Source organism: Synergistes jonesii, assembly GCF_000712295.1.
Lineage (GTDB): Bacteria > Synergistota > Synergistia > Synergistales > Synergistaceae > Synergistes > Synergistes jonesii.
The window spans coordinates 1-24,584 of sequence record NZ_JMKI01000035.1; the positions used below are offsets into that span (position 1 = coordinate 1).

The following is a 24,584-nucleotide window of genomic DNA, read 5'->3' on the forward strand; positions in this document are numbered from 1 at the left end:
GCTMCCTGCAGTCTATCTACGGTGTGGATGCCTCTGCTGAAATGATTTCGCGAATGACGGATCGAATTCTGCCGATTGCCAAAGAATGGCAGAACCGGCCGCTGGCCAAAAAGTATGCAGTCGTCTTTATGGACGCCGTGCATTTCAATGTGAGGCAGGACGGCCGAACCGTCAAGAAAGCCGTTTATGTTGCTATTGGGACAAGACTGGACGGGCATCGTGAAGTCCTTGGCCTGTGGGTCGGCGGAAATGAGAGCGCCAAGTACTGGGTCGGTGTCCTTAACGAGATCCGTAATCGCGGCACCGAAGATATTTTCATTATCTCCGTCGACGGCCTGACAGGCTTTGCAGATGCGATAAGCGCCGTATATCCCAAGGCCGAAATCCAGCGCTGCATTGTCCATCAGATCCGTTACACGACAAAATTCGTCTCTTACAAGGACATTAAGGCTTTTATGAATGATTTGAAGGGTGTCTATCAGGCTCCTACACTGGAGCAGGCCGAGGAAGGGCTTGACAGACTTGAAGAGAAGTGGGGCTCGAAATACCCGTCTTCGGTAGCGAGCTGGCGGAACAACTGGCCTCAGTTATCCGCTTATTTCAAGTATCCCTATGAGCTGCGCCGGATGATCTATACGACAAACCAGATCGAGAACTACAACCGGCAGCTCAGGAAAGTGACAAAAACACGTACGATCTTCCCCTCAGACGACGCCCTTCTCAAGCTCCTTTATCTTGCGACGATGGACATCACTGAAAAGTGGACCGGCAGGGACAGGGACTGGAGTAAAATTCTGTCACAGCTGTGCATTTACTTTGAGGAACGCATAGAACCCGGAGATCTGGAATAGCCCTAAACGCCTATAAGAAAAGTCCGGGCTGCAGTCCATTGACAGCCCGGATAGCGTATGTCATTATGGTGATACTGAAGCAGTAACGGTAACCCTTTGATGTCTTACATCGATCCAGGGGCAAGGGGTTTACACAGAATAAGTTACACTACCTTGATGGTCTTACATCGATCCAGGGGCAAGGGGTTTACACAGAATAAGTTACACTACCCGTAGCCGAGATGATCGTCCATCTCGGCTTCCATCATCTCTTTGATTGTCCCGCCAAGAAGGTCCTTCAGTGCATCCTGGATGTCCTCTGCGGACTCAATGTCATACTCCTCCAGAAGCTGGCGGATAATGTTCCGTTTACCCTCTGTCATCTGAACGTGGTGAACTGGTTTTTTCTCTCTGCGTGACATATGTAAAGCCCTCCTATGATTTAGAGTTTATCATAGAAGACCCTGCTCTTATATATTTACAGACTTGCTTTCACAGGCTCTGCCCAGCCGTCCTTGTATTTTGCAGGCCGGATGCAGGACTGACGCTGAGCGGTCGAAAGCCCGATCAGGCGTCCCGCTTGGCGGAGGATGCATGAAGCCCGCCGCCAAGCCTCGACATACTACACAGCCGGGGTTATCTTGTAGACGATGCGGCGGCATTGAAGCCGCTGCCGCCATGAAAATATCTCGCTCTATCTGAAATGCCTGCGAGTGCTTACACAAAATTTTTTGCGCTACCTGGTTTTATAGAATCCTTTTTAAATAAATCATGTCAACTAACTGTTTCCCATCTTCATACATAGGGTGGTCGTAATTGTCTATAAAAAAATTTTTAACAATATGCGATTTTTCAAAACCACATCTTTCGTAGAAACGGAGTATCTTATAACAATCGCCTGTTCCAACATATAACTCACTACCAAACTTCTTATAGTAATCAGCGATAAATGAGATCAGATATCGTCCATATCCTTTGCGTTGATATTTAGGAACAGTAACGATATTTTTAATTTCATATACGCTGGGTTGCTCATGTGTCACAATACAAATCGCCTTAATATCTCCATCACACAAGGCAAACATATCACCGCGATACAAATATTTCTCTATCATACTTACCTGTTCATCTGCAATAAGCAGTAAATCCATGTACTTTGTTTTATCGCTATCAATAATTTTTACAATTTTCACTCGCTATTTTTCCTTTTCTCTGTAATCTTTACACATCAATTATACCCTTTTCATTTTTCAATGGTGGAACATACATCATCATAAAAAATAGATGTGTCAATTTGTAACATGACACATCTGGTTAATTGTAAAATGAAGTTACATAGATAAAGATTTCACTGCCGGATAGAGAGATATGCAGCAAATATCCTGTAGAATTATTTCGCCCAAGACAAAAGCTACGGAAGAGATCGCTACGAATCTCAGAGATGTTTACCACAGGAGCGGGAGGCCGCAGAAAAGAAGCTATCTGTACTTTGCTCAGAGTTGACTATAAGAAATTCGTTTCGAAGCAATTGTCAGGACAAGCCGCGAAGGAAGTATTTTAGAAAGATAGACCCCAAGAAGCTTGAAGATTTTCTTCGGGAACGTCCGAACGCCTATCTCAGAGAAGCGGCGGAAATATTCGGCTGCTCCAAGGCCGCCGTATCTAAAGCACTAAAACGCATGCATTATACTAAGAAAAAAAGACCGTAACATACAAAGAACAAGACGCCCGAAAATTAGCGGAGTATCTGTATAAAATCAAAGATATACCGCCTGATACGATCGCATATATAGACGAGACAGGTATAGACAGATATATCTACAGGCAGCGGGCATGGTCCCTGCGTGGGGCTCCGGTTTACGGTAAAGTGAGCGGACGTAAATACAGGCGCACGGGAATAGCCGCCGCATTGATCCGCGGTGTACTGGCGGCTCCGATGTAGTACGACGGCACTATGGACGGAGAACTGTTTGAAGCGTGGTTCCGAGACTTTTTATGTCCGGAGTTGTCAAAAGGCAGCACGATAATAATGGATAATGCATCGTTCCATCGCAAGAAGAAAGTTGAAAACATAGCAAACGGTTTTGGGCATAAAGTAATATTCCTGCCGCCTTACTCGCCGGAGCTGAACCCGATCGAACATTGTTGGTCTGCTTTGAAGAGACGCATGCAGGGCGTAATGAAATATATGCCGTCGTTCGATTCCGCCCTGCGTTATTGCATACAAGTTGAATGACTATATGCACGGAGAGACAATAAAAGGCCGCCGCGAAGCTAAAAAACGGCTCGACGCGGCAGCCTTCTTGTGTTTTATTTGTTTTCCACGTCCGTCAGTGGCTCCTGACTATCTCTTTTATCACCATCAGGCGCGAGAGCGTCGAGCGCTCCATCTCTTCGAGCTTCATCGAGATCGAGCGGATCGCCTCGCCGTACGACGGTATCATGACGTGTTCGAGGGCGTTGACGCGGCGGCGCGTCCTCTCTATTTCGAGCGCCATCGACTGCACGGCCTTTTCTTCGGCCGCGAGCCGGACGAGCTTCGGCATGACGCCGAGAAATTTATCGAGGGCCACGTCGAGGCTTCCGGGGGAGGTCGCGAAACCGTAGCTGAGTTCTGCGTTCTGCTTGGGGAATTCGTACTCCGGCACGCGTACGCTCATCACGTTTTTGTAGCTGACGCCGACTTTGAGGTCGCCGCCGGCCATCATTAGAGTCTGTTCGAGCATCTGAGGCAGCGTTTGAGCGCGCGCCATAAGGAAGCCTCCGTAGCATCCTCCGAGTTCGCTTTCGACTTCTTTGCGCAGAGAGTACACGGCCCTCGCGCGGACAAGGAATTCCTTGACGAGCGCGTCCTGCTTGTCTTTGAGGAGCTTGTGTCCCCTCTTCGCCACGACGAGCAGTCTTTTCAGCCGCGACAGCTCCATTCTGTTGGGGTTGACGTTAAGCGCCTTTGCCATCGAAAGTCACCCCTCTCTACTGTTCGTCCTGCTGCGCGAGATCCTCTTTCGCTGCGATGAGCGGATTCAGATATTTCTCAATGTATTCGTCTCTGACGCGTTTGAGTTCGCGGGCCGGGACTATCGTCAGGAGTTCCCAGCCGAGCTGCAGCGTATCTTCGACCGTACGGTTCTCGTATTCACCCTGGCGGACGTAGCGGTCTTCAAACTCGTCCGAGAACTTCGCGAACGCCTTGTCTTCGTCGGAGAGGGCGCCTTCGCCGAGTATGACCGCCAGCTCTTTCGCTTCTTTGCCGCGCGAATAAGCGGCGAAGAGCTGGTTCATCAGGTCGGCGTGATCCTCGCGCGTCTTGCCCTTGCCTATACCTTTATCTTTGAGCCGCGAGAGCGACGGCATGACGTCCACAGGCGGATAGATGCCCCTGCGGTGCAGTCCGCGCGCAAGCATTATCTGTCCCTCTGTGATGTATCCTGTAAGGTCGGGGATCGGGTGCGTCTTGTCGTCCTCGGGCATCGTCAGGATAGGAATCTGCGTGATGGAGCCTTTTTTGCCGCGAAGCCGTCCGGCGCGCTCGTACATCGTCGCAAGGTCGGTGTAGAGGTAGCCGGGGTAGCCGCGGCGCCCGGGAACTTCTTTTCGCGCCGCGGAGATTTCGCGGAGCGCCTCGCAGTAGTTCGTAAGGTCCGTGAGGATGACGAGGACGTGCATATCCTTTTCGAACGCAAGATATTCGGCGGCCGTCAGCGCGAGGCGCGGCGTCGATATGCGCTCGATGGCGGGGTCGTCGGCCAGGTTGACGTACATGACCGTGCGTTCAAGAGCGCCGGTTTTGCGGAAGTCTTCCATGAAGAAGGAGGCCTCTTCAAAGGTGATGCCCATCGCCGCGAAGACGACGGCGAAGTCGGAGTGTCCGCTTATGACCGTCGCCTGACGCGCTATCTGAGCGGCCATCTTGTTGTGCGGCATACCGCTTCCGGAGAAGATAGGCAGCTTCTGACCGCGGACGAGCGGGTTCATGCCGTCTATCGTCGAGATGCCCGTCTGAATGAATTCTGACGGGAAGTCGCGCGAGAAGGGGTTCATCGGGTTTCCGTTGACGTCAAGGTATGTCTCCGGGATTATCGCCGAGCCTCCGTCCACAGGATCGCCGCGTCCGTTGAATATGCGTCCGAGCATGCTTCTTGAGACGGGGAGCCTCAGCACGTCGCCGAGGAAGCGGATCTCGGTGGAATCGACGTCTATTCCGCTGCTGCCTTCGTAGACCTGCACCAGAGCCCTGTCCTTGTCTATTTCCAGGACGCGCCCGCGGCGGCGCTCTCCGTTGGCGAGAGTGATCTCAGCGAGCTCGTCATAGCTCACGCCGCTGACCTTGTCGACCATCATAAGCGGGCCCGAAAGGTTGGCTATGGTCCTGTATTTCTCAGGCAACCTCATCGTGCTCACCTCCCATTGCAAGCAGTTTGCCGAGTACGGCCTTTATTTTGTCTTCGAGCTCGTCGAGCTTTACAAGATCCTGTTCTTCGACGTAGCGCATACGCGCTATGTCGTCGCGTATCGGCAGGTCGATGACCGAGCGCAGCGTCGCGCCGCGCGTCAGGGCCTGCATGCCGAGGTCGTGGAAGGTCAGGATGTTGCGGAGCATTTTGAACTGTTTGTCCATAGACGCGTATGTGTCTATCTCGTGGAAGGAGTTCTGGTGCAGGAAGTCTTCGCGTATCGACTTCGCGGTTTCTAGCACCATGCGCTCTTCTTTCGAAAGCGCGTCGACTCCGACGAGACGGACGATTTCCTTAAGCTTGTCTTCGTCTTCGAGGAGCGACATGGCGTCCGTGCGGAATACGCTCCACTCCCCGTCGTAGAAGCCGTCCCAGTATTCGCCGAGCTTTTGGGCGTATAGCGAATAGCTGTTCAGCCAGTTGATCGCCGGGAAGTGGCGCTGATAGGCGAGCTGCGCGTCGAGCCCCCAGAAGACCTTTGTGACGCGGAGCGTATTCTGCGTGACGGGCTCGGAAAGGTCGCCGCCCGGAGGAGAGACCGCCCCTATGACGGAGACTGCGCCTTCGCGCCCATCCCTGCCGAAGCATATCGCGCGTCCGGCCCTCTCGTAGAAGGAGGCGAGGCGCGTCCCAAGGTACGCGGGGTAGCCTTCTTCGCCGGGCATTTCCTCAAGGCGTCCGGACATTTCGCGCAGAGCCTCGGCCCAGCGTGAAGTTGAGTCGGCCATGAGCGCGACTGAGTATCCCATGTCCCGGAAATATTCGGCGATAGTGATGCCCGTGTAAACGGACGCTTCGCGCGCCGCGACGGGCATATTGGAGGTGTTCGCTATAAGCAGCGTCCTCTTCATAAGGGGCTGACCCGAGCGCGGGTCCTCCAGTTCGGGGAATTCGAGAAGGACGTCCGTCATCTCGTTGCCGCGTTCGCCGCAGCCTATATAGACGACGATCTCCGCGTCGGCCCACTTAGCGAGCTGGTGCTGAATGACCGTCTTGCCGGAGCCGAAGGGGCCGGGCACGCATGCGGTGCCGCCGCGGGCTATCGGGAAGAATGTATCGACGACGCGCTGTCCCGTCGTAAGAGGCACTTCGGGCGGCAGGCGCTTGACGACGGGGCGCGGCGTGCGCACCGGCCAGCGCTGCAGCAGCTTCAGCTCGTGCTCTTCGCCCTTGGCGTCTTCCACGACGGCGACAGTCTCTTCGACTGTGAACTCGCCGCTCTTTATCTCTTTGATCTTCCCGCTGACTTTATGGGGGACCATTATCCTGTGGTCTACGAGGACCGTCTCTTTCACCGAACCTATGATATCCCCCGGCCCTACCTCGTCGCCGACTTCGGCGCAGGGCTCGAAATTCCATTTGTGCGCGCGGCTTACGGCGGGAACGCTTATGCCCCTCAGGATGTACGGGCTTTCGGCCTTCTGCTCTATCGATTCCAGCGGGCGCTGTATGCCGTCGAAGAATTCTTCTATGAGCCCCGGCGCCAGTTCGACGGAGAGCGGCTCCCCGGTGCTGACGACAGGTTCGTTCGGCGCGAGGCCGGATGTTTCTTCGTAGACCTGGACAGAGGCCTTGTCTCCCCTGAGTTCTATTATTTCGCCCACGAGTCCGGAGCTGCCGACTTTAACGACGTCGAACATGCAGGCGCCTGCCATTCCGCCTGCTATGACAAGCGGTCCGGATATTTTTTCGATGTACCCGGTAACGGCGTTTGGTGTGGTCAATTACATCGCCTCCATCATAATCATTTCTCGCCAAATATATCCATGCCTACCGCGCGTTCAACGTTGCGGCGTATGGCGTCGAGCCCCGCCCCGATGGAACCTTTCTGGTTTGGCACCGGCATCACGCTTATATCGTTATGTTCGTTGACTTCGTCTACCGCGGCACGGTATTTCACAAAAAGCTCTTCTTCAAGGAACAGGACCGCGTAGCCGGAACGGGCAAATTTATTCAGGATATGCCCGATTTCACCCTCGTTTTCCCCTGTGAGGACTACGACGTCCAGCCCTATCGCTTTGAAGGGCAGTATGCTTTCGTAGCTTCCTACGGCCGCCATCGGCGCTTTTTCCTTAGCTGACATGGCGCAGGAGCCTCCTTACGCTCTCTTTCTCTCCGCTTGCGGACTTTGAGACAAGAATCATGCGGATATTTTTTACCTCGAGCTCTTTCGACCAGAGGTAAGCTATTACATTGCACGGCGAATCCGGGCTGTATTTGCTCGCCGCGGCGAGGTCCAGGCAGAAGTCGTCATATTTCTTTTCGAAATCCATGATTATTTCCGAGAATCCCGCAGCCGCGCCACTCTCGACGAGCAGCTTCGAATAGTCCGAGAAATCAACGATCCTCCCCCACGTTTCAAACGGTTCCGCGATCATCGCCGATAGGATGGTTTTGTCGATCTTTCCGCCGTCGTGCATGAAAGCCGCGGCGCGCGCGGCGTCGAAGCCGAATCTCTTCAGCCTGAGCAGCGTACGCAGGTTCTCGCCGTCTATCCTCGCTCTTACCCATTCCGTAACTTCAGCTACTGCAAGGCCTTCGGCGATTCTCCGCATCTCGGCGAACATCTGTATGTCGAGCAGGCGCTCTGTCTCAAGCGCATCCCGGCTCTGCTCCCATAGCGCGATGCATTTCGGGTAGAGCGTGCTGAGGCCGAAAGGCAGAAGCCTGTACTCCTCGCCCTCGATATCGGTTATCAGCTTGTCGACCGGATACGAGGCGAGAGATGAGAGCAGATCCCATCTTTTTTTGCCGCCGCTTCTCACGGAGAAGAGGCTTTTCAGCATGACCTTCGCGTTGCTGAAATCGTACGGCAGGCGAAGAAGGTCGATCAGTTCCTTGTCCGGAACGAAGGACGCCATCTCCTCGTAGGTTTCGTGCAGGGCGGCCTCAAGAATCTTGTCGAAAGCGCCGTCGCCGGAAAGTGACGTCAGCATGGGCGCGTAAGAGGTCTCCCCAAGAATCTTCAGGACAGAGGCAGAGTCCTCGGCTTCCAGCAGCCTCGCAAAAGCCGCGGCATCAAGAAGGCGATGCTCCATGGCGCGGATGCGCGCCACGGCGTAACCATAAGCCTCCTTACGTGACATCGGACCACCTCCTCCACTATTCCCGCGGGAACAAACGCTTCACAACGTCGGCTTCCTGTTTTTCCTTCAGGACCTTTACGAGCATATCCCACGAGCAGTCGACGCTTGTGCGGCCGCGCATAAGAATAAAGCCTCCCGCTATATCGGGCTTTCTGTCTGACATTGCGAGGGTTGTGCCGTGCGCCGCGTTATACGAGTCAAGCCAGCTGTCGTCAAGGTATTTTTCGTTTTTACCGACCGCTACCTTTTCGTCCTTCGCTCTTACCGCTTCGTCAAGAAGGCGCCCGCAGAACGCCAGATAATCGTCTTTCCCTAAAGAGGCGAGTTTTTCGAGCGCGGCGTGGTAGACGTCTTCAATAAGATTTCTCTTCGCGCGCAGATCCATCTTAGCGGCGTCAAGGGTCGCTACTATCTCCCTGCGTCTGAATATCTCCGGACGCTCAGCGTCAAAACGTGCGTCAAAACCCGACTGTATCTCATCACATTCTTCTCCGGCCTTCCGGGTGATGGATTCCGCCTGCTCTTTAGCCTTTGAGAGAATCCCGTCGGCTTCTTTCCGAGCGTCGTTTTTGATTTTTTCCGTAATCTGGGCTAAAGACATGACAAACGCTCTTCTTTGTTAGAGCTTTATGCCGTTGAGCATCAGTATGCTGACGAGAAGTCCGAAGACGGCATAGGTTTCGCACATGGCCGGAAGGATGACCGCTTTGCCTATCTGCTCGGGACGTTTCGCAATCATGAGAATCGTCGCGGCGGAAGACTTGCCCTGCCAGATCGCCGAATAGAAACCGGCGATGGCTATCGGGAGGCAGGCGCAGCAGATGCCGAAGCCCTGCCACACCGTGAGGGCTACAGAGCCGCCGCCGAGCAGCCCTGCCTTCTGCATCGCCAGGACCGCGACGAGGAGCCCGTAGATGCCCTGCGTGCCGGGAAGCGCGAGAAGGACGAGCGCGTAGCCGAATTTCTTCGGGTCTTCGGTCATGATTCCTGCCGCCGCCTCGTTTGCCAAGCCTATGCCCCACGCCGAGCCGGAGCCGGCGAAGCCGACCGCGAGAGCGCCGCCGAGCACCACGAGCATCTGTCCGAGCTGATCACCCATTGTTGCGAGAATTGATTCCATGATGAACTTTACCTCCTTGAGAAATGTGCGTAATAAATTAATTGACGGAAGATTCTTCCTGAATTATCGAATACTGCGCTGAATTGCGGAGAGGTGTGAAATCGTGCCCCGTCGCGTTGTAAAACTTGCCGAAGAACTCGACGTACTGAAGCCTCAGCGAATGTATGAACGCGCCGAGCAGGTTCACAACGATGCTGAACGAATGCCCCAGGACGAATATCAATATCGCGAGCGGTACGCCCACGTATTGAGTGCCGGAGACGAGGTTCGCAAGCAGGTTGATGACCATGCCGACGGCCGCCGAGCCGAGCCCGAGGGCGAGCAGACGGCTGTAGCTCAAAACGTCTCCGAGATAGCCTGTCACGTTGTAGAGGCTGAGCACGCCGGAGAAAAGTTTTCCTGCGATATTCTTCTTCTCCCTGCCCTGGGTCGCTACCAAGAGCAGAGCGCCGGCGCAGGCGAGAAGCTTCGACGGAAAGGCCAGCGGCGCCGGCAGGTAGCCCGCCGCCGAGCAGCCCGTGAGGACGAGCCCGAGCAGGAACATCATCCAGCCGCCCTGGTCAGCCGCCGCAGCGAGCTTATTGCCGCTCCTCCAGTTGTCGCAGAACGCTATCGCGAGGCCGAACATGACCTGTACGAAACCGAGGCCGAGCGAAATCATAAGCAGCGTCATCGGGTCGTTCATCGGGTCGAGCAGCTGGAGCTTCTTCGCGACAGGCGCGAGGCCCTTGAGGAGCGGGAAAGCGGTGACGGAGTCGCCGAACCACGAGCCGGTCGCCGCGCCGAAGAGGACGGTGACGACCATGCCGACCGTCATCAGTATGAAGAATTTACGCAGAGTGGGCGACAGCCTGTGTTTGACAAGCATATATCCGAGGATGCCCGTAAGGACCAGGCCGTACCCCGCGTCGCCGAAGCACATGCCGAGGAAGAGGAAGAAGAAGGGCGCCATAAGCGACGTCGGATCAACCCCACCGTAGGTCGGCGTGCCGTACATGATCGTCAGAGGTTCGACCGAGGACGACCACGCCGGGTTTTTAAGCAGGGTCGGCGGCTCTTCGCCCTCGCCCGGCTGAATCGTCGCGAACTCCGTATATTCGGAGTACTCGCTTACCGCGTATTCGACTTTTTTCAGCTGCGAAGCGGGCAGCCAGAATTCCCAGATAAGAGTGTCGTCCGTAGGCTCGCCCGTCTCCATCGCTTCGAGCCTGTCACGCAGTATCGACCAGTAATCGCCGTAGGTGCGCGCCATCGAAAGCCCTTCGTCCGAAGAGGATTTGAGGACTTCCAGCAGGCTCCTTTCCTTCGCTTCCAGCTCCGAGGCCTTTGACGATAGAGAGCTTATCTCTTCGGCAGCTGAGAGCTTGAAGTCCTTCGGTACCTCGACGCGCGAAGCTGAGAATTGCGCCGCGATCTGCTGAAGCTTATCGAAATCGTTCCTGCGGCACAGCAGCGCAAAAATTTCGGAAGCGTCCTTTCCTCCCGGCGGTATGCGCTGGAATTCGGACATTTCGCCGAGCTCCTTTTCGACGCCGGATGCGAAAGCGTCCGCCTCCGCGGCGGGGAGCGAATAAATTATCCCCGCGATCCCCTCGGTGCCTGCCGTGAAAAATTCAAGCGGGTATTTGACGCGCCCGAGCAACTCGGCCTGCGCGGCAAGCCCTCTTAAACGAGAAATCTCCGAGCGCGTCTCCGTGAGTCCGCGCTCCGTCTCCCTCATTTTCGAGGCGAAAGAAGTGAATCGTTTTTCGTCGGCAAGAACAGCGAGACGTTTGAGCGAAATGGCGGGAAGATCTCCTAACGCCTTAGCGAAAGAGCCCTCTTTTTTGGTTTCGTACGGTTCGAGAAGACGCTGGACGAACTTGGCGTCGCTCATCAGCTCGTCGATATGGCGGCGCTTTACGCGCAAAGCCGTCATCGCTGCGCCGCTTTTCGCTTCGCCTTCATTTTTTACGAACTCGCAGCACCCCAAAGATTGAAGTTTCGCCGCAAGTTCATTCGCTACGGCCCTATGGACGGCCATACGCGCCTTACACATCTCAGCGAGAGCCATAAGCCGCCATCACCTCACTAACAAGCCAATCTGCAACTTTTGCCGTTTCATTTTTCTTACTTTCATAGAATGCTTTTGCGTCGGCCTCGCCCTTCGCCGTCATCTCGGCGGCTTTGGCTTCGGCTTCCTTTTCAGCGGCCGCGACTCTTTCGCGCCACTGCCTGTGGCACCGCTGCCTCGTGCTCTTGACAGACTGTTCGGCCTCGGCGCGCGCCGAGGCTACGAGTCTCGCAGCTTCGGCCTTTGCTTCGGAAATCATATTCTTTGCAATATCTTCCTGATCTCTTATTTCCTGCGCAAGGTTCTCTGCCAACAAGCTCACCCCCTCTCGATCGCCCTCGATAAAAATCATAATATTACCCATCTTACAAGAAGTGATTTTAACCGCAACTTTAAATTGCGTCAATTTTCACACATCACCAAAAAATATCATGAAACAAGCAACAAGCGCTATTATTTTTAACTTTTGCAGTCGTTCGGGGGAAATAAATAGGTAATTAAAAGTAGTCAGCGCAATTCGTTCATTGCTCGCTTTTGCACGTCGAAAACACGCATTTACTTATGATTTTATTTAAAAAAGCATGAAAATCCCGGCCTTTAAATATCGTGCGACATTTCCGGACGAATACGCGGCCGCCGCTTTTTGTTGTTCAAAGCAATGAACGGCTGCATATCCGCTTGCATCGCATCGCCGAAATATGGGCCGCAAATTTTTATTTTTTATTCCAACGAATAAAATAAATATTTAATCATCCTTGCCCGATGTGCGCGCGGCGCACTCTCTTCTCCACGGGCATTCGCCGCACCTCTCGACCGCGCCGGCAAAGCTCCCGGAGAGCGCCGTGACGGCCGCGGCTTCGATCGCCTCCGCTATCGCCGAAAAATCTTCTTCGCTATATGCGCGCGGCTCTCTTACGCGCTCAGGCGAACGCAGGTAGATTATCGCGGAGTCGATGGGCGCCGCGCCGCTATTTTTTTTCTGATTCTTATGCAGCGCGTAGGCGTAGAATTCGAGCTGCCGCTCGTAGTACCACGAGGGAGAATATTTTTCGGCCGACGTCTTCCAGTCTCTGAGGTGCAGCCCGGATTGGTCCTGCCAGAATACGTCCGTCGAGCCCACGAGCAGCGTACCCCTGTCGGGCACGCGAAAGCGCGTTTCGCGCATCAGCGGGCGCGCGCCGTCGGCGGCGAGCGCGGCGAATTTCGCGCACTCCGCGCTCCGCGAATATTCCGTTAAAAGCTCGCGCGCTTCGCGCCGCTTGGCGTCGTCGGCAAACTCTCCGCGAAGCTCCGCCGGCAGGCGGCGCGACACCCGTTCGAACAGCGGATCGTCTTTTTGAAGCGGCAGCCAGCCGGCGAGGCTCGCGGCGTCAAAGTCCCAGCGCGCGAGCAGCCAGTGGGATAGGGAGCCGAACTCCGAACCGCCCCCGTCGCCGCCTTTGACGAGCCAGTTCGCCGCGCGCCCCTGTCTGTAAACGGTGCGGTAGGCGGCGGGGCACCACGAGAGCAGCGCGTAGGCGGACGCGGATATCCGTCCAAGCTTCGCGGGGACTTCCTCGGCGAGTTCCATCGGCTCCGCGGCGGGGCGCGCGGGTAGGCCGGCGGAGTTTTTTCTTTCCCGTACATCGCAGGTCAGCAGCGTCGCATCTTCTCTGCCGCTTTCGAGCAGGCGCAGCATTATCGAATCTTTGCCGCCGAAGCTTCCGCCTTTTCTTTTTTTATAAGCGCCGCACAGTATCAATTCGTCTGCGGCGCGCGTGAAGCCGACGTACCAGAGGCGCTTGCGCTCGGCTTTTTCTTCTTCCGCCTCGCGGCTCTCCTCCCACAGCGCGGCCGTATAGAGCTCCTCGCCCTCTTTCGACGCGAAGTGCGGAGAGAGCTTCGCCGTCACGCCGTACCTCTTCGAGACATAAAGGGGGCCTACGCCCGCGCCTCTCTTTCCCTCTCTGTAAACGAGCGCCGTTATCGGGAACTCGAGTCCTTTCGACGCGTGGACCGTCATCACGCGCACCGCGTCGGCGGATTCGTCGGCGACGTCGGGCTCCTCCTTGGCGCCCTGCGTCGAGAGCTCAGACAGAAGATATTCCGCGCAGCCCTTCAGCGAGCACCCCTCCGATTTTTCGTACTCCTCCGCGACGTCGGCGAGATGCGAAATGTTCGCGCAGACGCGGCGCCTGCGCGTGCCGTCGTAGCTTTCGAGGAAGAAAGGCCTTTTCATCAGTTCGCGTATCGCCGCCGAAACGCCCGAGAAGTGCGCTCTCCTGCGCAGCCTGTCGACGCGCTCCGAGAGGGCCGGATTCTTTTCCCGCAAAAGGCGCGAAAGAGGTATCGGCATCCCCCTCTCCCTCATTTCGAACGCGCTTTGCAAAAGCCGCCCAGCTTCCTCGGAAGAAAGGCCTGATAAGGGGGAGGCCAGCCATCCGGCTAAATAGAGCGGTTCCTCCGGGGCGGAGAGCAGGGAGACAAAGTTCACTAGGTCGCCGGTCTCGCCGCGCGCGAAATATTTTTTCGAAGTCGAAAGAAGATACGGAAGGCCGAGCGAGTCGAAAGCCCTTTCGAGCATGTCGTATTCGGCTCGCGAGGGCACGAGCACGGCAAAGTCTTTCCAGTCGGCGGCGCGGAAGGCTCCCTTTCCTCCGTCGGGGTTGTACGCCTCCTTGTCCCATATCTGTTTTTTTTCGGCGTGAGCCTTCATTATCTCGCGTCCGAGCGCGGCGTAGAGGCGCAGACGCAGATCGGCCGCCTTCACATCCGATTCCTCTTCGCCGGAGAGTGCGCACAGCAGCCTGAGATACGGCCCGCCGGCCTTTTCGTTCCTGCGGTCCGTGAAAACTTCGTCGTCAGGCGGCAGCAGGCGCTCGTAAATAATTTCGGGATCTCCCTCCCAGATATTTTCAAAGACGTCGTTGAACTTTTCGAGCAGCCCGCTCGACGTCCTGAAATTCCTGTCGAGGGAAACGTATTTGCAGCACCCCTCAGCCCCTTCGACCTGCGCCTTTTTTATGTATTTGCGGAAAAGCATCAGGTCCGCGTGGCGGAAGCGGTAGATGGACTGCTTCTGGTCTCCTACGATAAAAAGCGTGTTGTGAAAATCGCTTTCGGCGTCCGGCGCCGTCCACATGGCTTCGACCAGCTCGTCCTGCAACGGGTCGGTGTCCTGGAATTCGTCTATCATGATATGTTTGAATCTGCGCTTATAGGCGGGGGACGATTCAAGCACATCGCGTGCGCAGCGTATGAGGTCGGATAGCGAAAGCATGCTCTCGCGGCGGCGGAACTCGTCCCAGGCGGCCCAGCCGAGCGCGCAGATTTCGCAGAGCGTTCCGTTCACCTTTTTTTCGCCCTTCGACGGCGCTTTCATCATCAAAAGCGCCCTTCTTTTCTCGTCGCGCCACTCGGAGAGGGCGCATCCGAGCCCGGCCTCTATCGCGCCCTTTATTTCGCGCGACATGTTCAGATTGGAAAGAGGGCCGGAAATGAGCTCCGCGAGGAACTCTTCGGCGCTCTCGACGCTTGCCGCCGCGCCCTTCCAGCGTTCGACGAAGGCTTCGAATTTTTCCTTCGTCTTCGAGGGCTTTTTGCCGCCGGCGGTAAATTCGGGGGTAGAAAGTATCGCGGGAAAAACCGCCTCTTTCCACAGCCTGAATATTTCGGGGCAGCTCTTTTTCAAAGAGGCCACATCGTCGAGCAGCGCCGCGTCGTCGTGCCGCCAGAGGCTTCCCGGCGTCTGCCCAGCGCAGTAAAGCTTTTCCGCACAGCTTTCGGACGCCTCGGCTATCGCGCGCGGGCCGTAAGCGTTCAGCAGCTCCGTGAGATCGGGCGAGGAAAGCAGCGCGGCCGCACGCGCTCTCCACTCCTCCGGCAGCATCGCCGCTATCTTTTCCGCGTCGAGCGCCGAGAGCGCCCTCTCGTATTCCTTCCACCATATATCGGCCTTCGCCTCCGGCATGATCGACGCGGCGGGGTCGACGTCGAGCTCAAGTCCCGATTCCCTGATCATCTTCATCGCGAAGGAGTGGATCGTCGAAATGTACGCGTCATCCATCGAATCTATCGCAGACTGAAGGTGTGCGAGCTCCTTCGGAAACGCCGAACGCCATTTGACGAGCGTATTTTTTATGCGGTCGCGCATTTCGCCGGCCGCCTTCTTCGTAAAGGTCAGCACGAGTATTTCGCCGGCGCGGCATTCGGGGTCGGAGGCGAGCAGCCAAGCGAAGCGCTGGGCGAGCGTCTGAGTCTTTCCCGTTCCGGCTCCGGCGCTCACGACCGTGAGGTACTTGTCGCTCTTGAGCGCGTCTATCTGCGCCTCAGTGCCATTTATCAGCGAATGCCACGCGGGGGCGCCATTTTCTTTACTCATCGCTCCCCTCCTCCTCTTCCTTCACTAAATACCACGGCAGATCGCGCTTGCGGCAGAGAGTGAAATACCGGCAATTTTTACAGAGAGCCGAATCAGAGTTGTAGCTCGGCTCGTAAACGCCCCTTTTGACCGCGCCGGCCATTTCGGACATCGAGGCCGTCGCTTCCTCCATGCGCTCCTCCGGGCACTTGCGCGACCTTTTAGTGCCCTGCACATCGTAAGCGCCGAAAATTTCGCCGCTGAAATATCCCGAAAGGGTGCAGTCGCTCTGTCCGAACCACCCGAGCCCGAGAATATCGATCCCCGCTGCGTTCAGGATAACGCCATAGGCGGGGACCTGAAGCTCCGGCATATGTGGGTAGCTCTTCCCGAGCTTGTAATCCATAACGACGGCGCCATTTTCGTAAAAGTCGACCCTGTCCGCCTTCGCTCTGAAAATCACGCCGTCGACTTCAAAATCGTCGAGCTTGTATTCGCTTTTGACTTCGAGCCTTCCGAACCGCGGGATGCGCGCCTCTATTTCGTCCTGCAAAGCTGCGAGGTCTAAAATCTGCCGCATCAGGCTCTTTTCAAAGCGCGCGAGGCGCCTGTCCGCGTCGAGCGCGGGGTAAGATTCCGCTTTTAGGCGCGTCCAGCTCTCCGCCGCGCAGCCGCGAAGGGAAAGCTCCGGATTTTTCTTCTTTCCGCCGAAAGCCTCCTCCCACACCCTGTGGGAGAGCGTCCCAGCGGCAAGCGGGTCGTATAGCTCCGCGCCGGGGACTTCGAGGCGCAGATGTCTTTCGCACCAGTAAAGATACGGGCAGGCGCGCCAGAGGTCGAGATCGCTCACGCGCACGATCGGCTTTTCGCCTGTCGGCGTTGCGACGCCGACAGGTTTGACGAATTCCGCACCGCGCTCACAGCGCGAGCCCGAGACCTCCGCGCCCAGGAAGCGCGGCCTTTCGCCGTCCGGAAGGGCATCCTGGGTGCCGAAGCGCGCCGAAGCGGCAAGGCGCCACTTCCTGCCGCAGCCCGGCCTCTCTTTGAGCATCGAAAGTACGAACTGCGAATCCGGCGCCTGCTCGCGAGACTCGTCGTAAAGCGCGCGGCAAAAGACGACTCCCTCCCGCCCCGTCGCGGCGAGACGGCGGAATATCGCCTCGCGGCGCTCGCGTTCCTCGCGTATTTCAGGCAGATGCGGCGCGCCCTTCTCCCTTTCAGGCTCGCCCTTCAACTGAGCCGCGTTGAACTTCGACTTATATTCGTTGCGCAACAGCATCGACTCGCGCATGACGCCCGGCCAGCTGTTCCCGTCGGCCCCCATTACGAACCAGTACTTATGTTCCGTGAGCGTCGGCGGCATCCCGGCGTAAAGCGTCAGCGAACGGCGCTGCGGCAGCTGTATCGGCAGCGTCGCGGCAGCCGCCCAGTCGTCGACGAAGGCGGCCGCTTCCGCTCCGCAAAGAGATATATCGGCCGCCGGGCCGATATACTTCGCGGCGTCGTCAAGATTTCGAATCTTCTTCTCCAGCTCGTGCAGCGCGTAAGAGACGTCGCGGACGCCGCCGTCGAGCCCGCTTTCGTCGGCCGCGACGCGCGACGCGGCCTCGACGACGCGGCACTTCTCCAGAAAATCACGCCAGATGGAAAGGACGTCCGACGGTCTGTGCCTCTTTTTATCACCGTAAAGATCATCGCAGAGCACGCATATCTCTTCGAAGCGCGCTCTGTCCTCTCCGCTCAGAGCCGCGCGCCAGCCTTTGCGCCCCTCCGGCAGTAGAGAGGAGGGGCAGCGCGCGCCGAGCGTTTTGCCGTCCACGCTCGAAAAAAGCAGCGGGTTCGCGAGCAGTATAGACGTGTTGTAACTGTCGAAGCCGGAGGCGCAGGCGCGCCATATCATCCCCGGCAGCTCGCCTGCCAGCGTTTCGGCGACTGTGCCGCGCACCCTGACGTTGTAAGCGATCTTATAGCGCGACAGCGCGTACTCCATCAGCGCAAGCCATCTTGCCGGTGCCGAAATCCCTATCTCGCCGTAATTGTCGAGCTCTCCGAGTGCCGTCAGAACGCCTTCGCCCTTCGCCCACAGCGCTATCTCGCGCGCCGCCGACTCGGCTTCCAGGCCGTCGGAGCCCGCTTCGAGCCTGACGACGGGGACGTCCCATTCCGGGCGCTGCGAATATTCGCTGTCAAGCTGCCTTATGCCGTCGTAAAAATCGTCCAGCCCGGTCTCCGGCTGAAACATAGCAAGCTCCGCGGCCTCGGCGAGAGCCTTGACGAATTTGAGTTGAGCGCCGTTGAAGGAGAGGAAGCCGGCGAAAATAAATTTTTTGCTTTTGACGAAATCAAGGACGAGAGAATTATTCAGCTCTTCGCGCGCAAGCGTGGGAATCTGCGCCGCGTCGGCTAAATCGTATTCTCTGAGATAATCCACATATCTTTCGTAAAGAGAGAGCAGGATGTCCTCCGGGCGCGACGCGTCCGGCTCCTCTTCGCCGAAGAGCGACGACTTGAGGCGCTCCGGCGAAACCTCCTCCGAGAGCAGATCCTTGATATTTTCTCCGAGCAGGGAGACGAAACCGCGGTGGCGCAGCCCGGGCGCTACGGAGGCGCCGGCCGCTTCGCGCTCCGCGATATATTTTTCAAGAAGATGCCTGAGAATCAAATGATGGTCTGGCGGGTCGATGATCCGAACGCGGGAGCCCGTGATATGGGAAAATTCGCCGAGCAGGTCGCCGAGCGTCCAGACCGTCGGGCGCGCGCCGAAAAATGGTTCGTCGCCGCAGATGAGATCGCTCAAAGCGTCTCGGTCGAGCCCCGACGGGACGACGAACGCCGCGTCCGTTTTGTACTCGTCGTAAAAAGCGCGCAGTTCCTTCGCCCTATCGGAAATATTATAATAGGCAGCGACTGTCAAAGGCACTATACCGCCCCCTGAAAATGATGTCGATCATGCCGGCGCGCGGCTCGTTCCCGGCGGCGAAACGCCGCCACTATATTTTGCCCGCGCCGCGCGCTTTTCGTCAAGCGCGAAAGCAGCGCCACATAAAAGACGCGGCGCCTGCGAGGTTTTTACCACAGGGTGGATCGCTGTGAAACTTCTTATTGCAATTGGCTGTTTCATTTCGACATCATGCCTGCCATAAGTAAGTTTTTCCAACATACCGAGCCGCCAGACTTCCTCTCCACCGATCTGTTCCGGCCTGTAACCCTTTTTCACATCTCTGCCTGAGGGAGTCTTTGTAAAGCCTGTTTTCTCTGTCGGGCTCAGATATTTATATATCATGCACATCGGCTGGATGCTTTTCCATTTTTTATCGAAAGTGTCAAAAAAATCGTTGAGTTGATTGCATTACGCATACGCAGACGTGCTTCGAAATCCGGGCTGTTCACATAACTGTTCACTACTACTTTTCTGACCTTTGTGATATTAGCTATGTCTTCAGGCGATTTGATCTCATACTTTCTGAACTCTTCGCTTTTCTCTTTCCAAAACTCCTTGAATAGGCGGCGCTTTTGTTCGGCATATTTTTTATCGTCATTTATAGGGCTTAAATATTTTTCAGCTCCCTCCTGCAAAGTCATTACAAAATTATCCTCCTTAAAGCTTTGTCCGGAGTACCGGTTTTGCCCACAGCCCTTTATATTGGTTACTCCTCCGTTTCTGAAATAAAAAATTCCTGTCCAAACTCGGCGTTAAGAAAAAATCAGCCGCGGCGCGCGTGAGATCCGCGGCGCCGCGGCGGTATTGAGCTTATATTATTTTCGCGATCTCTTCGACGCCCTTGCGCTTTTTGGGACGCGGCGCTTCGGCTGGGTAGCCGAGCGCGATTATGGCGCGCGCGGTGTCCGCTTCGCTGATGCCGAGCAGTCGCTTGACTTTCGCGTCGACGAAGGTCCCTATCACGCAGCTGCCAAGGCCGAGTTCTTCGGCCTGCAGCAGCAGGTAGGCGGTCGCCATGCCGACGTCGCCTTCGGAGAAGCGGCTTTCGCCGTAGCGGTCTGCTACGCTCTTGATGACCGCGGGGTGCGCGTCTTCCGATACTACGATGAAGGCCGGCGCTTTGTCGGCCCACTGGTTGAAGCCGGTGTCGTGCGTCAGTTCGGCGAGCTCTTTTCTCTTCTCCGGATCGGTGACTATCGTGAATTTCCAGGGCTGGCTGTTGCACGCCGAAGGCGCGAGAGAGGCGGCTTCGACGCAGGAGAGCAGCAGCTCCTTTTCCACAGCTTTGTCGGTGAAGGCGCGGCAGCTTCCGCGCTTTTTCGCAAGTTCGATGAATTTTTCCATTGAGTTTCCCTCCTGATTTTTTAAAATAAGCCGCTCCGCGCGTCGGAGCGGCTTTGTCGCCTTTTTATTTCACGAGCGGCTCTATCGTTTTTATAGATAGCTCGTCAAGCTGTTTTTTTTCGACTTCGGACGGCGCGTCGCTCATCGGGCACTGCGCCTTCTGGTTTTTCGGGAAGGCCATGACGTCGCGTATCGATTTGCCGCCCGTCATCAGCATGACGAGGCGGTCGAGGCCGATCGCCAGCCCGCCGTGCGGCGGCGTGCCGTAGCTGAGCCCTTCGAGCAGGAAGCCGAAGCGTTCCTTCGCTGCTTCGGGCGTGAAGTTGAGCGCCTGGAAGGCCTTCTGCTGCATTTCGGGGTTGTGTATCCTTATCGAGCCGCCGCCGAGCTCCGTGCCGTTGAGGACGACGTCGTAGGCGCGCGAACGCACTTTGCCCGGCTCCGTTAGCAGGAAATCGACGTCCTCGTTCATCGGAGCGGTGAAGGGATGATGGACGGCCGTGTAGCGCCCCTCTTCGTCGTCCCATCCGAAGAGCGGGAATTCGGTGACCCAGAGGAAGCGGAAGCCCTCCCGCACCATGCCGCGGTCGCGTCCGAGCTCGAGGCGGATCTGCCCTAATATCTCGCAGGCCTTGCGCCAGTTTTCATCGGCCATGATGAAGAGCGCGTCGCCGTCTTCTATGCAGGATATTTCTTTCAGCTTCGCCGTCTGTTCTTCGCTCATGAATTTGACGAGAGGGCCTTTGAGCTCTCCGCCCTTGACCTGGAAGTTGGCCATTCCCTTCGCGCCGAGCGCCTTCGCGCGGCTTTCGAGCTCCGAGAGCTCTTTGCGCGAGAGCGCGGCCCCTCCGGGCAGGCGCAACCCCTTTATCGTCCCGTTTTCGGCGAGGCCGGAGAAGGGATTTTCTCCGCCTTTGAAAGCTTCTTCCAGCGAGACCATCTCCATGGGGATTCTCATGTCCGGTTTGTCGACGCCGTATTTGTCCATCGCTTCCCTCCACGTCATGCGCGGGAAGGGCGTTTCGACCTCCGCGCCCCTGACTGCCTTGAAGAGCCCTGCGAGGTAGTTTTCGACGAGCGTCATTATGTCCTCTTCGGTGATGAAGCTCATCTCAAGGTCTATCTGCGTGAATTCCGGCTGGCGGTCGGCGCGCAGGTCTTCGTCGCGGAAGCACTTCACTATCTGCATGTAGCGGTCGCAGCCGCCTACCATCAGCAGCTGTTTGAATATCTGCGGCGACTGCGGCAGCGCGTAGAATTTGCCTGGATTGACGCGCGACGGCACGAGGTAGTCGCGCGCGCCCTCCGGCGTCGACTTCGTGAGCATCGGCGTCTCTATTTCGATGAAGCCGTTGTCGGAGAAGTAGTTTCGCGTGTAAAGCGTGACGTCGTGGCGCGCTTTCAGGTTGGCCTGCATCGACGCGCGGCGCAGGTCGAGATAGCGGTACTTAAGGCGGAGGTCTTCGTTCACGCTGTCCGCGTTGTCTATTTCGAAGGGGATGAGCTTAGCCGGCGACAGCACGATGAAGTCTTCGACGAGAAGTTCGACTTCACCGGTCGCGAGCTCCGGATTTTCCGTCCCCTCGGGGCGCCTGCGAAGCGTGCCGCGCACGGCTAAGACGTACTCGCTGCGCAGCGCTCCGGCGCGTCCGTGCGCCTCGGCGTTGAGCTCGGGGTTGAAGACCACCTGAGTCACCCCGGTCTTGTCCCACAGTTCGATGAAGATGATTCCGCCAAGGTCGCGGCGGCATCTGAGCCAGCCGTTGAGCACGGCCTTCTTTCCGGCGTCTTCGACGCGCGGAGCCCCGCAGTACATCGTCCTCTGCCATGCGGCGTCATAATGTCGTTCCATAATTATCCCTCTTTATATGATTTACTCTCTTACTTCAGCTTGTTTATCAGCTGCTCCGCGGTAAGCTCTTCCTGCGCGCCCTCTTTGAGATTTTTGACGGTGACGACGCCCTTTTCGATTTCACTCGTACCTATGATGCAGGCGTATTCGGCCGCAGCTCCGGCCGCTTTCATCTGTCCCTTCATCGAGCGTCCCATGTAATCCATGTCGGCGGAGATTCTGTTCATGCGCAGCTCGCGCAGGAGGGCCATCGCGTCGAGGCGCGCCGAGGGCTCCGCAGCGACGACGTAGACTTTGCTCTCCGGCTTTTCGCCGAAGGAGCAGCCCTGAGCCTCCATCGTAAGCACGACGCGCTCGATGCCGGAGGCGAAGCCGACGCCGGGAACGTGCGGGCCGCCTATGGCTTCGGCGAGATTGTCGTAGCGTCCGCCGCCGCACACCGCGTTCTGAGCGCCCAAGTCGCCGGACTGAATCTCGTAGGCGGTCTTCGTGTAATAGTCGAGACCGCGCACAAGGCGCTTGTCGTGGACGACGGATGCGCCGATCTTTTCAAGCCCGCGGTTGAGCCGCTCATAGTGCTCGCGGCACTCGTCGCAGAGGCAGTCCGTCACGGCCGGCGCGTCTTCCGTTATCTCTTTGCATATCGGGCTCTTGCAGTCGAGTATGCGCAGAGGGTTCCTGTCGAAGCGGCTTTTGCACGTGTCGCAGAGCTCGTCGAAGCGCGGGCTAAGGAAGTCCTGCAGCACCCTGCGGTAGACGGGGCGGCACTTCGGGCAGCCGACGGAGTTGAGCACGACCTGAAGGTTGCGGAGCCCGAGCCTGCGGTAGAGCTCCATCGAAAAATCTATGACTTCGAGGTCGACGAGAGCGTCCTGCGCGCCCAACGCTTCGATGTCGAGCTGGACGAACTGGCGATAGCGCCCCTTCTGCGGCCTCTCGTAGCGGAACATCGGGCCGATGCCCCAGAGCTTCGCTGGCTGCGGCCCCTTACTCATTTCATTTTCAATGTAGGAGCGCACCATCGACGCCGTGAGCTCGGGGCGCAGCGTCACGCTGCGGCCGCCTTTGTCTGTGAAAGTGTACATCTCTTTTTCAACGATGTCCGTCGTATCGCCGACGCCGCGGCAGAATAGCTCCGTATGTTCAAATATCGGGAGATGAACTTCTTTATATCCGTAATCATCCGCCACGTCGCGGCAAACGCCGGTCACGTAAGCCCACTTCCAAGATTCGTCGCCGAGTATGTCCCTCGTGCCGCGCGGGGCCTTCACTGCTTCCATAACAACCGCCTCCCGGTAGTTTAAAATGCGTTCTTTACCGCCGCGCCGCGGACGCGGCAAAAACGGCTCTCATCTCAAAAGAGTATAATACTTCAAAAGTACCGCGCAAGACAAGGCGAAAATAATTTCCGCGCGCTCGGCGCCCTCGAAAACGGCGCTTCGGCGTTTTTCGTGTTATAAATACGAGGAGAATATATTGAGGAGGCGGGATGATGATAAAAATCGAAATACCAGGAAGGAAAACTTTGGAGATAAATTACGTCGTGCTGGATTACAACGGTACGATCGCGGCGGACGGCGAGCTCCTGCCGGGCGCCGCGGAAAAAATAAAAGAGCTCTGCGGGCTCGCCGAGGTCTTCGTACTGACGGCCGACAGCTACGGCACGGCCGAAGCACAGTGCGGGGGGCTCGGCGCGGCCGTGAAAACTTTTCCGCGCGCAGGGGCAGCTGCCTGCAAGGAGGGAATCGTCCACGCCCTCGGCGGCGGCGCGGCCTGCGTCGGCAACGGCTTCAACGATATAGAGATGTTTGACGCGGCGGAGCTTTCGATAGCGGTGATGGACCGCGAGGGCGTATGCGCCGCGCTTCTTCCGCACGCTGATATTCTGGTGCGCAGCGCGCTCGATGGGCTTGATTTGCTGCTGAATACCGAGCGCGTGAAAGCCACTCTCCGTACTTAGCGTTTGCGGCTTTTATTTTTTAAATAGTTTAACTTTCGATAATTTTTCCCTTCTCCTTTATATAAAAATTTGCGCTTTGGCGCGTTTTTTGCTATGCTGTTCTAAATCGGCGAAGGGAGGCGGTCATATGGATACCATCTGCGGCATCAGGAAAAAATGCGGCTGCACGGCGGCCGTCGTCTTCTGCTATATTGTGATGCAGATATTCCTCTTCGCCTTCTGCGAGGGGCCGTCGGCCTCTCCCCTTCAAGACACAGGCAGCATCTACATCATGGAAGCGATGACGGCGCTTTCGCACGCCGCCGTCACGCAGCGCAATACCGATTACGGTTCTCTGGCGCAGCTTTCCGGATGTGTGCAGGCGCCGAGGCAGCTCTGCGACGCTTTTACCGAAAAATCCGAGCTCGACGCCTTCTGCGCCGAGCGTTTCGCTCTTTGGAGCATTTTCATAGACGGCATAAAGGAATCGCAATCTTCCTCCAACATGGTGGCAAGGAAATAATTTTCCCTTTTATAAAAATACTTCATATTTGACGCCGCAGTTAGCGGCACGGCTTTCGCAGGCGGCAAGGCGCTTTAGCGGAGCTTCCTGCACGACAGGGTAT

Annotated in this window: 21 protein-coding genes and 1 pseudogene; 5 read left to right on the forward strand and 17 right to left on the reverse strand. The window is 56.8% G+C overall.

From position 1 onward, the window contains the following. On the forward strand, positions 1-851 hold an 851-nt coding region (locus EH55_RS07665; protein WP_037976437.1), incomplete at its 5' end, for an IS256 family transposase. Between the two features lie 212 nt (positions 852-1,063). Here the strand turns inward: EH55_RS07665 and EH55_RS07670 are convergent. Both EH55_RS07670 and EH55_RS07675 read right to left on the reverse strand, forming a co-directional pair. Next, positions 1,064-1,213, reverse strand: a pseudogene (locus tag EH55_RS07670) (IS256 family transposase); the annotation flags it as partial. A gap of 363 nt (positions 1,214-1,576) precedes the next feature. Continuing rightward, the gene (locus EH55_RS07675) at positions 1,577-2,023 is read right to left on the reverse strand and encodes a GNAT family N-acetyltransferase (RefSeq protein ID WP_037976442.1); all 447 of its coding nucleotides are present in this window, start codon (positions 2,021-2,023) and stop codon (positions 1,577-1,579) included. Positions 2,024-2,329: 306 nt separating this feature from the next. On the opposite strand from EH55_RS07675, the gene EH55_RS14890 reads away from it, so the two are divergent. Beyond that, the gene (locus EH55_RS14890) at positions 2,330-2,539 is read left to right on the forward strand and encodes an IS630 transposase-related protein (RefSeq protein ID WP_081839496.1); all 210 of its coding nucleotides are present in this window, start codon (positions 2,330-2,332) and stop codon (positions 2,537-2,539) included. Between the two features lie 245 nt (positions 2,540-2,784). Next, on the forward strand, positions 2,785-3,066 hold the full coding sequence (locus tag EH55_RS14895) for a transposase (RefSeq protein ID WP_081839497.1): 282 nt from the start codon (positions 2,785-2,787) through the stop codon (positions 3,064-3,066). A 94-nt stretch (positions 3,067-3,160) separates the two neighbouring features. On the opposite strand, the gene EH55_RS07685 is transcribed toward EH55_RS14895, so the two are convergent. From EH55_RS07685 to hisS, 15 genes are all read right to left on the reverse strand, one after another. Beyond that, the gene (locus tag EH55_RS07685; RefSeq protein WP_037976443.1) at positions 3,161-3,787 is read right to left on the reverse strand and encodes a V-type ATP synthase subunit D; all 627 of its coding nucleotides are present in this window, start codon (positions 3,785-3,787) and stop codon (positions 3,161-3,163) included. 16 nt (positions 3,788-3,803) lie between these two features. After that, the gene (locus tag EH55_RS07690) at positions 3,804-5,222 is read right to left on the reverse strand and encodes a V-type ATP synthase subunit B (protein ID WP_037976445.1); all 1,419 of its coding nucleotides are present in this window, start codon (positions 5,220-5,222) and stop codon (positions 3,804-3,806) included. Then, the gene (locus tag EH55_RS07695) at positions 5,209-7,008 is read right to left on the reverse strand and encodes a V-type ATP synthase subunit A (protein WP_037976446.1); all 1,800 of its coding nucleotides are present in this window, start codon (positions 7,006-7,008) and stop codon (positions 5,209-5,211) included. Before EH55_RS07695 ends, EH55_RS07690 begins: the two co-directional genes overlap by 14 nt. A gap of 20 nt (positions 7,009-7,028) precedes the next feature. Next, on the reverse strand, positions 7,029-7,367 hold the full coding sequence (locus EH55_RS07700; protein ID WP_037976449.1) for a V-type ATP synthase subunit F: 339 nt from the start codon (positions 7,365-7,367) through the stop codon (positions 7,029-7,031). Further along, positions 7,357-8,370: a V-type ATPase subunit gene (locus tag EH55_RS07705; RefSeq protein ID WP_037976451.1), complete on the reverse strand. Its 1,014-nt coding sequence runs from the start codon at positions 8,368-8,370 to the stop codon at positions 7,357-7,359. Before EH55_RS07705 ends, EH55_RS07700 begins: the two co-directional genes overlap by 11 nt. Positions 8,371-8,386: 16 nt before the next feature. Then, entirely contained in the window at positions 8,387-8,971 is a 585-nt protein-coding gene (locus EH55_RS07710; RefSeq protein WP_037976454.1) for a V-type ATP synthase subunit E, read from the reverse strand. Positions 8,972-8,989: 18 nt separating this feature from the next. Next, positions 8,990-9,490 (reverse strand): V-type ATP synthase subunit K, encoded by a 501-nt coding sequence (locus EH55_RS07715; protein WP_037976456.1) that lies wholly within the window; start codon positions 9,488-9,490, stop codon positions 8,990-8,992. 37 nt (positions 9,491-9,527) lie between these two features. Next, entirely contained in the window at positions 9,528-11,543 is a 2,016-nt protein-coding gene (locus tag EH55_RS07720; RefSeq protein ID WP_037976458.1) for a V-type ATP synthase subunit I, read from the reverse strand. After that, positions 11,530-11,856: a hypothetical protein gene (locus EH55_RS07725; protein ID WP_037976460.1), complete on the reverse strand. Its 327-nt coding sequence runs from the start codon at positions 11,854-11,856 to the stop codon at positions 11,530-11,532. Before EH55_RS07725 ends, EH55_RS07720 begins: the two co-directional genes overlap by 14 nt. Positions 11,857-12,288: 432 nt before the next feature. Next, on the reverse strand, positions 12,289-15,903 hold the full coding sequence (locus EH55_RS07730) for a UvrD-helicase domain-containing protein (protein ID WP_037976463.1): 3,615 nt from the start codon (positions 15,901-15,903) through the stop codon (positions 12,289-12,291). After that, positions 15,896-18,802 (reverse strand): PD-(D/E)XK nuclease family protein, encoded by a 2,907-nt coding sequence (locus EH55_RS07735; RefSeq protein ID WP_037976465.1) that lies wholly within the window; start codon positions 18,800-18,802, stop codon positions 15,896-15,898. The genes EH55_RS07730 and EH55_RS07735 overlap by 8 nt, the downstream gene beginning before the upstream one ends. 359 nt (positions 18,803-19,161) lie before the next feature. Beyond that, a complete protein-coding gene (locus EH55_RS07745) occupies positions 19,162-19,464 on the reverse strand; it encodes a hypothetical protein (RefSeq protein ID WP_037976470.1) in 303 nt (100 codons plus the stop codon). Between the two features lie 169 nt (positions 19,465-19,633). Further along, entirely contained in the window at positions 19,634-20,167 is a 534-nt protein-coding gene (locus tag EH55_RS07750) for a nitroreductase family protein (RefSeq protein WP_037976471.1), read from the reverse strand. Positions 20,168-20,231: 64 nt separating this feature from the next. Next, the gene (aspS, locus tag EH55_RS07755) at positions 20,232-22,019 is read right to left on the reverse strand and encodes an aspartate--tRNA ligase (RefSeq protein ID WP_037976473.1); all 1,788 of its coding nucleotides are present in this window, start codon (positions 22,017-22,019) and stop codon (positions 20,232-20,234) included. A 29-nt stretch (positions 22,020-22,048) separates the two neighbouring features. Further along, positions 22,049-23,299: a histidine--tRNA ligase gene (gene hisS, locus EH55_RS07760; protein WP_037976475.1), complete on the reverse strand. Its 1,251-nt coding sequence runs from the start codon at positions 23,297-23,299 to the stop codon at positions 22,049-22,051. A gap of 212 nt (positions 23,300-23,511) precedes the next feature. Between hisS and EH55_RS07765 the strand changes: the two genes are divergently transcribed. Both EH55_RS07765 and EH55_RS07770 read left to right on the forward strand, forming a co-directional pair. After that, the gene (locus EH55_RS07765) at positions 23,512-23,979 is read left to right on the forward strand and encodes an HAD family hydrolase (RefSeq protein ID WP_037976477.1); all 468 of its coding nucleotides are present in this window, start codon (positions 23,512-23,514) and stop codon (positions 23,977-23,979) included. A 127-nt stretch (positions 23,980-24,106) separates the two neighbouring features. Beyond that, positions 24,107-24,481, forward strand: coding sequence for a hypothetical protein (locus tag EH55_RS07770; RefSeq protein ID WP_037976479.1), 375 nt, complete (start codon positions 24,107-24,109; stop codon positions 24,479-24,481). The last annotated feature ends 103 nt before the right edge of the window (positions 24,482-24,584 follow it).